The organism is Cupriavidus sp. SK-4, assembly GCF_000611125.1.
Lineage (GTDB): Bacteria > Pseudomonadota > Gammaproteobacteria > Burkholderiales > Burkholderiaceae > Cupriavidus > Cupriavidus necator.
Map to the genome: position 1 here is coordinate 177,304 of NZ_JFJW01000036.1, position 6,089 is coordinate 183,392.

Annotated in this window: 6 protein-coding genes; 1 reads left to right on the top strand and 5 read right to left on the bottom strand. The window is 67.2% G+C overall.

Annotated elements, in window-relative coordinates; translation table 11 throughout:
* Positions 1-17 precede the first annotated feature (17 nt).
* The 5 genes from folK to CF68_RS08165 form a co-directional block, all read right to left on the bottom strand.
* Entirely contained in the window at positions 18-557 is a 540-nt protein-coding gene (folK, locus tag CF68_RS08145; protein WP_013957911.1) for a 2-amino-4-hydroxy-6-hydroxymethyldihydropteridine diphosphokinase, read from the bottom strand.
* Complete coding sequence (pcnB, locus tag CF68_RS08150; RefSeq protein ID WP_035817272.1) at positions 558-2,099, bottom strand: polynucleotide adenylyltransferase PcnB; 1,542 nt, start codon at positions 2,097-2,099, stop codon at positions 558-560.
* A gap of 1 nt (position 2,100) precedes the next feature.
* A complete protein-coding gene (locus CF68_RS08155; RefSeq protein WP_035817273.1) occupies positions 2,101-2,775 on the bottom strand; it encodes an HAD family phosphatase in 675 nt (224 codons plus the stop codon).
* Positions 2,776-2,868: 93 nt separating this feature from the next.
* Positions 2,869-3,576 (bottom strand): DnaA regulatory inactivator Hda, encoded by a 708-nt coding sequence (hda, locus tag CF68_RS08160; RefSeq protein WP_013957908.1) that lies wholly within the window; start codon positions 3,574-3,576, stop codon positions 2,869-2,871.
* A 44-nt stretch (positions 3,577-3,620) separates the two neighbouring features.
* Positions 3,621-4,691 (bottom strand): AI-2E family transporter, encoded by a 1,071-nt coding sequence (locus CF68_RS08165; RefSeq protein ID WP_035817276.1) that lies wholly within the window; start codon positions 4,689-4,691, stop codon positions 3,621-3,623.
* A 194-nt stretch (positions 4,692-4,885) separates the two neighbouring features.
* Between CF68_RS08165 and purM the strand changes: the two genes are divergently transcribed.
* Positions 4,886-5,938: a phosphoribosylformylglycinamidine cyclo-ligase gene (gene purM, locus CF68_RS08170; protein ID WP_035817278.1), complete on the top strand. Its 1,053-nt coding sequence runs from the start codon at positions 4,886-4,888 to the stop codon at positions 5,936-5,938.
* Positions 5,939-6,089: the final 151 nt, after the last annotated feature.

A 6,089-nucleotide genomic window follows, 5' to 3' on the forward strand; every position in this document is an offset into this window, starting at 1 on the left:
GGCGCCGCCGGGCGGGGTCAGCCAGGGGTGCCGCCATCGCCGGTCCCGCCAGCGGCGGCCTGCATGCGCAGGCACTTGCAGGTGGACACCTTCTCGATGCGCTGCGCGCCCACGCCGGCCAGGTAGTCGGCGGCGCGTCCGCGCCCCGGGATGGCCAGCGCGGCGTCCAGCTCCAGCAGCGGCACCAGCGTGAAGGCGCGCTCGGTCAGGCGCGGGTGCGGCACCGTCAGGTGCTCGTGGTCGTGCTGCTCGTCGCCGAACAGCAGCAGGTCCAGGTCCAGCGTGCGCGGCGCGTTGCGGAACGGCCGCTCACGGCCGAACTGGTCTTCGATGTGGTGGCAGATGCGCAGGAGCTGCGCCGCGGTGAACGAGGTCTGCACCTTGACCACCGCGTTGTAGTAGTCGTCGCCGCCGGCATCGACCGGGGCGGTGCGGTAGAGCGATGAGCGCGCCAGCACCGTGATGCCGACCTGCTGGGCCAGACACACGATGGCGTCCTTGATGGCCTGGCGGGCATCGCCAAGATTGGCCCCGATGCCGATGAAGGCAAGCGTCATTTAGGTTTCCTCCGGCTGGCCGGGGCCGGCATGTGCTGCCTCGCCCGCGTCCGTGTCGCTCCGGGAAGACACTTTATCCGATTTCCGCGGACCGCGCCGGCGGCGCTTCTTGCGTGCCGGGCCTTCGCCCTCGGCGCCCTGGCCACCTTGACTGCCATGACCACCTTGACTACCCGGGCCGCGCGCGCCGCGCACCGCGTCGATCAGGTCCTCGCGCTCGCCCGGGTCGGCGTCCTGGAAGTCCTGCCACCAGGTGGCCAGTTCCTCGGGCAGCTCACCCGACTGGCAGCGCAGGTGCAGGAAGTCGAAGCCGGCACGGAAGCGCGGCGACTCCAGCAGCCGGAACGGCATGCGGCCCACGCGCTTTTCAAAGCGCGGCTGCATGCCCCAGATATCGCGCATGTCGGTGACAAAGCGGCGCTGGATCGCCAGCTGGCCGGTCTGCTTTTCCAGCACCATGTCCATGGCGGTGTTCAGCGCGGCGATGGCGTGCTCGCCTTCCTCGCGCAGCCTGGTCCAGCGCTGCAGCACGTGGTGCCACAGCAGCGCGGCAAACAGGAAGCCCGGCGAGACCGGCTTGCCGGCCTGCACGCGGCGGTCGGTGTTGTCCAGCGCCAGCTGCACGAAGCGCTGGCCCATGGGCTGCTCCAGCGCCACGTCCAGCAGCGGCAGCAGGCCCTGGTGCAGGCCCGCCTTGCGCAGCTCCTGCAGCGAGGCCCAGGCGTGGCCGGACATCAGCAGCTTGAGCATCTCGTCGAACAGGCGCGCGCTGGGCACGTTGTGGATCAGCGACGCCAGGCCGGCGATCGGGTGGCGCGTGGCCTCGTCGATGTCGAAGCCGGTCTTGGCGGCGAAGCGCACCACGCGCAGCATCCGGATCGGGTCTTCGCGGTAGCGCGTGACCGGGTCGCCGATCATGCGCAGCGTGCGCGCGCGGATGTCTTCCATGCCGTGATGGTAGTCATGCACGGTCTGCGCGGCCGGGTCGTAGTACATCGCGTTGATGGTGAAGTCGCGGCGTTCCGCGTCTTCGGCCTGCGAGCCCCACACGTTGTCGCGCAGCACCCGGCCCGAGGCATCGATCGCATGGGTCTTGCTGTCGAGCTCGGCGCGCTTCAGGCGGCGGCCTTCGGGCAGGGTCTCGCTGGCGATGGCGTCGACCAGCGCGCGGAAGGTCGAGACTTCGATGATTTCCTGCTCGCGCCCGCCGTAGAAGGTCACGTGCACGATCTGGAAGCGCCGGCCGATGATGCGCGAGCGCCGGAACAGCGCCTGCACCTGGTCCGGCGTGGCGTTGGTCGCGACGTCGAAATCCTTGGGCTTGATGCCGAGCAGCAGGTCGCGCACCGCGCCGCCCACGATGTAGGCCTGGTAGCCGGCCTGCTGCAGCGTGGAGGTGACCTTGACGGCATTGCGCGACAGCAGCGCGGGGTCGATCTGGTGTTCGTCGGCGCCGACAATGCGCGGCGTATGGGCGTGGCCGGTGCGGCGCAGCTTGGGGCCGGGTTTGCCCAGCAGCCGGGTAATGAGCTTCTTGATCACGTCAGAACAGATCCATGATGCGCCAGCCTGCCGCGGCGGCGTGGTGGCGCAGGCGATCGTCCGGGTTGGTGGCGATCGGCTCGGAGACTTTTTCCAGCAAGGGCAGGTCGTTGGCCGAGTCGCTGTAGAAGGTGGTTTTCTCGAAATGGTCCCACTGCGCGCCCTGGCTCTTGAGCCAGGCCTCGACGCGGGTGATCTTGCCTTCGCGGAAGCTGGGCACGCCCTCGACTTCGCCGGTGTATTGGCTCTCGGGCTTGCCGTCGACGGTGGCCGGCTCGGTCGCGATCAGGTGCTTGATGCCGAAGGCGGTGGCGATCGGCGCGGTGACGAAGCTGTTGGTGGCGGTCACCACGGCGCACAGGTCGCCGGCTTCCAGGTGCTTGTAGACCAGCGCGCGCGCCTGCGGCGTGATCACGGGGTCGATCACCTCGTGCATGAAGCGCACCCGCATGGCATCGAGCCGGTCGCGCGGGTTGGCCGCCAGCGGCGCCAGCGCAAAGCGCAGGAAGGCCTGGATATCGAGGGTGCCGGCCTTGTAGTGGCCGTAGAACTCGTCGTTCTTCTGCCGGTAGGTTTCCTCGTCGACGACGCCCAGGCGGACCAGGAAGCGGCCCCATTCATGGTCGCTGTCGGTCGGGATCAGGGTGTGGTCGAGATCAAAGAGTGCCAGATTCATGGGCGGCGATTTTACCTTAAGGCGAGAGGTCGGGCGGGCAGACAGGCAGGCGCCGTGGCCGCGTTGGGTGCGGTTTGGGCGCCGATGCCGGCGCTAATCCCGGAATTCAGCAAACATTTCACGCAGCAGCGGCAGCGTCACCGGCCGCTTGCGTTCCAGCGAGTAGGTGTCGAGCGCGTCCAGCAGCGCCATCAGGCTTGGCATGTCGCGGTAATGCCGCGTCACCAGCCAGTGCGTGATCTCCGGCGACAGCTGCAGGCCGCGCTCGCGTGCTGCATGCAGCACAGCGGCCTTCTTGTCGTCGTCCGACAACGGCGCGACCTGGTACACCAGGCCCCAGCCCAGGCGCGTGCGCAGGTCTTCGCGCACCGGCATTGCGCGCGGAGCCAGGCCGCCGGCCACCACCAGCGCGGTGCGCACGTGGGCGCGCACCTCGTTGTAGAGCGAAAACACCGCGATCTGGCGCGCTTCATCCAGCAGCTCGACGTCATCGACGGTGTAGAGCTGGCACCAGGGATCGAACAGGAAGTCCGACAGCGGGTGGTGCGGGCTCAGGTAGCGGCTGCGGATGCCGTGCTGCGGCCCGGCCTCGCATACCGCGTGCAGCAGGTGGGTACGGCCGCAGCCGACCTCGCCCCACAGGTAGACCAGCCGGTCGCTGGCGTGCTCCTGGGCGAGCGCGGCGGGCAGCTCGCGCAGGCGCTGCACCGCCTCGCGGTTGGATGCCACCACGAAATTCTCGAAGGTCGAAGGCGGCGGGCTGCCCAGCTCGAGCGACAGTTGCTTGGGACGCGGGGACATGACGTATGGCTAACTTGCAGGTGTGGGCAGCAGTGGGGCAGCCGTTATTTTCGGTACAGGTCGCTGGCCAGGTAAACCCGCCGCAGCTGCCGCGCGCCGACCAGCAGCACGGCACAGGTCGGCAGCGCCAGCAGCACGCCGAAGAAGCCGAACAGCTGGCCGAAGGCGAGCAGCGCGAAGATCACCACCAGCGGGTGCAGGCCGATGCGTTCGCCCACCAGACGCGGGGTCAGGTAGAAGCTCTCGATAAACTGGCCGAAGCCGTAGACCACCGCCACCGCGGCCAGCCCATACCAGTTGCCGAACTGCAGCAGCGCGGCCAGGACCGCCATGACCAGCCCGACACCAAAGCCAATATACGGGATAAACACCGCCAGCCCCGTGAAGACCCCGACCGGCACGCCGATATCGAAGCCGGCGATGGTCAGGCCGATCGAGTAGATCGCCGCCAGGATCACCATCACCAGGATCTGGCCGCGCAGGTATTGCGACAGCAGCGCGTCGGTCTCGTTGGTCAGTTCGCGCACCTTGGGCACCCAGCGGCGCGGCACCACGCCCTCGATGCGGCGCATCACCATGTGCCAGTCCATCATCAGGTAGAACATGACGATGGGCACGATAAAGACGATGCCGGCCACCGTGATCAGCGCCGAGCCCGACATCTTGACGTAGTTCAGCAACACCACCAGCAGGTCTTCCGGGCTGGCCGAGAAGCGGTCCGACAGCATGTTGCGCAGGCCCGGGAAGTCAAAGCGGATGCGCACGCCGAACTCCGCCAGCCGGGGCGAGACCACCGAGTTGAGCTTCTTCAGCAGGATCGGCAACTGTTCGCGGATCTGCGGGATCTCGCGTTGCAGCACCGCGATCGCCAGCAGTACCAGCATCACGCAGATCACCGTCAGCAGCAGGATCATCAGCGTCACGCCCACCGCGCGCGGCACCCGGCGGCGCTGCAGCCAGTCAACGCCCGGGTTCAGGATATAGGCGAAGATGAACGCGAACAGGAACGGCGTCAGCACCGGCGCCAGCGCGATGATGGCGGCGAACAGCGCGACGGCCACGACGATCCAGAGCAGGATGCGCTTGGCCTCTTGGTTCAACAACGGGGCATTCATCAATAGTTGGGGGGAACGGGCGACAGCGCCGTTTGCGGCGGAATCTCGCCGGAAACTGGAAGCGGGGGGCCTCTATCCGTTAAAATTGCAATTCTACTGGACTCGCGTCCGCCTTCCGATGCCAAGCAACGGAAGCCGCGGTGGTCCGAGCGCCGAATTCATCACTTTATTTCCTCCAGGACAAGCAGGTTCCCATGAGCGCATCCCCGACCGCCGGCCAGGCAGGCCTTTCCTACCGCGACGCCGGTGTTGATATCGATGCCGGCGACGCACTGGTCGACCGCATCAAGCCGTTTGCCAAGCGCACCATGCGCGAGGGCGTGATGGCGGGCATCGGCGGGTTCGGTGCGCTGTTCGAACTGTCGAAGAAGTTCCAGGAGCCGGTGCTGGTGTCGGGCACCGACGGCGTGGGCACCAAGCTCAAGCTTGCCTTCCAGCTCAACCGCCATGACACCGTCGGCCAGGACCTGGTCGCCATGAGCGTCAACGACATCCTGGTGCAGGGTGCCGAGCCGCTGTTCTTCCTCGACTACTTCGCCTGCGGCAAGCTGGACGTGGACACCGCCGCCACCGTGATCCAGGGCATCGCCCGCGGTTGCGAACTGGCCGGCTGCGCCCTGATCGGCGGCGAAACCGCCGAAATGCCGAGCATGTACCCGGACGGCGAATACGACCTGGCCGGCTTTGCCGTCGGCGCGGTCGAAAAGAAGAAGATCATCGACGGCAGCACCATCACCCCGGGCGACGTGGTGCTGGGCCTGGCTTCGTCGGGCGCGCACTCCAACGGTTACTCGCTGGTGCGCAAGATCATCGAAGTTGCCAAGCCGGACCTGAATGCCGACTTCCACGGCCAGCGCCTGCAGGACGCGATCATGGCGCCGACGCGCATCTACGTGAAGCCGCTGCTGTCGCTGATTGAAACCCTGCCGGTCAAGGGCATGGCCCATATCACCGGCGGCGGCCTGACCGAGAATGTGCCGCGCGTGCTGGCGCAGGACGTCACCGCCGTGCTCAAGCGCGATGCCTGGACGCTGCCGCCGCTGTTCCAGTGGCTGCAGGCGCAGGGCCGCGTGGCCGACGACGAAATGCACCGCGTGTTCAACTGCGGCATCGGCATGGTCGTGATCGTAGCCAAGGAAGATGCTGAGCGGGCTATTCGTTACCTGCAGGCGGCTGGTGAGGCGGTGTGGCAGATTGGTGAGATCCGCGCACGTGCGGAAGGCGAGGCGCAGACGATCGTGGTCTGATCTGTTTCTGTGGTTTAGCTGTGAGAACGGCGCATGCCTTTGGGTGTGTGCCGTTTTTGTTTATGGCCTGGCGCCACCTTCGGCTGCGCTTCGCGCAAGCGCCCAATGACCGTCAGCGCAATTTGAGCCTGCGCAGCAGCCGTAGGCGTCC